The following is a 1,312-nucleotide window of genomic DNA, read 5'->3' as shown; positions in this document are numbered from 1 at the left end:
CTCAGTGATACTGGAGTTGTTCGTCGAGGTGGAAGGTATGACTCGTTTCCGCTCTGACGCCGATGGCTGTCTTTCATGTGATGTGTCGGCCTTCGCCTCGACGGACATCGTTCACACGCGACCGGTGGGCGGAGTGACTTGATAGGAGCCTGACCAAAGAGTCCCGTCACTGTGTTGTCCGCCGTCCCGGCCGGTGCGTGGTCACCTGTCGAAGGGATAACCAGTGTCCAGCATGACCGAAAACCCACCCGATGTCAGCCTCACCGTCATTGCAGGCATCGATACTCACAAAGACACCCACCACGCGGCGATCATCGACCACCTCGGCCGCAAAGTCTGCGATCGAGAGTTCCCGGCAACCGGCGCCGGCTACCGCGCACTGCTGGCATGGTTGATCGGGACCGGCATCGTCGTCCGAGTCGGAATCGAAGGCACCGGAAGCTACGGCTCCGCGCTGACCACGGTCCTTCTCGCAGCGGGCCTCGAGGTCGTCGATGTCGACCGCACCGACCGCCGCTCGCGGCGCTTTCACGGCAAATCCGATCCGCTCGATGCTTACAGTGCTGCTCGCATCGCTGCGGCCGGGCTGGCTCGCACGATTCCGAAGACCCACGACGGGGACGTCGAGGCAATTCGGTTCCTGCACAACGCTCGTCGCTCCGCGGTGAAAGCTCGCGCCGAGGCGATCACAGGTCTCAAATCTGCCGTCGTCAACGCGCCCGAACCGATTCGAGAACAGCTCCGGGGTCTGACCACAGTCGCATTGATCGACGCATGCGCAGCACTGCGCCCGACCGCCGTCACTCCAGGTGCACTGACCGCGGCGATCAAGACTGCACTGCGGTCGGTGGCGCGACGGATCCAGCTCCTCGACGCCGACATCAAAGCACTCGACAAAAATCTCGCAGTGCTCATCGACGATGCCGCCGAAGACCTCGTCGGCCGGTTCGGGGTGGGCTACGAAACAGCAGCACAGTTGCTGATCACCGTCGGTGACAACCCCCACCGCGTCAGCACCGAAGCAGCATTCGCCAGCCTCTGCGGTGTCGCACCCCTACCCGCGTCCTCGGGCAAAACCACCCGCCATCGACTCAACCGCGGCGGCAACCGGCAGGCCAACCGAGCGTTGCACGTCATCGTCATGGCCCGCCTCAAATACGACACCCGCACCCAGCAATACCGCGACCGACGACTCGCTGAAGGCAAGAGCAAACGCGACATAATCCGCTGCCTCAAACGAGCCGTCGCCCGCGAAATGTTCCAACTTCTCACCCAGAAAACTGCCACTTGACACTCATAGGAGCATCACATG

The 1,312-nt window shown here is 62.6% G+C and carries 1 protein-coding gene; it reads left to right on the top strand.

Annotation, left to right across the window (positions count from 1 at the left end):
* Positions 1 to 232 precede the first annotated feature (232 nt).
* A complete protein-coding gene (locus tag J2X62_RS25395) occupies positions 233 to 1,291 on the top strand; it encodes an IS110 family transposase (protein WP_310184225.1) in 1,059 nt (352 codons plus the stop codon).
* Positions 1,292 to 1,312 lie beyond the last annotated feature (21 nt).

Origin of the sequence: Rhodococcus sp. 3258, assembly GCF_031456475.1 — a bacterium.
GTDB classification, from domain to species: Bacteria; Actinomycetota; Actinomycetes; order Mycobacteriales; family Mycobacteriaceae; genus Rhodococcoides; species Rhodococcoides fascians.
This window is presented reverse-complemented; position numbering and strand designations above follow the sequence as displayed.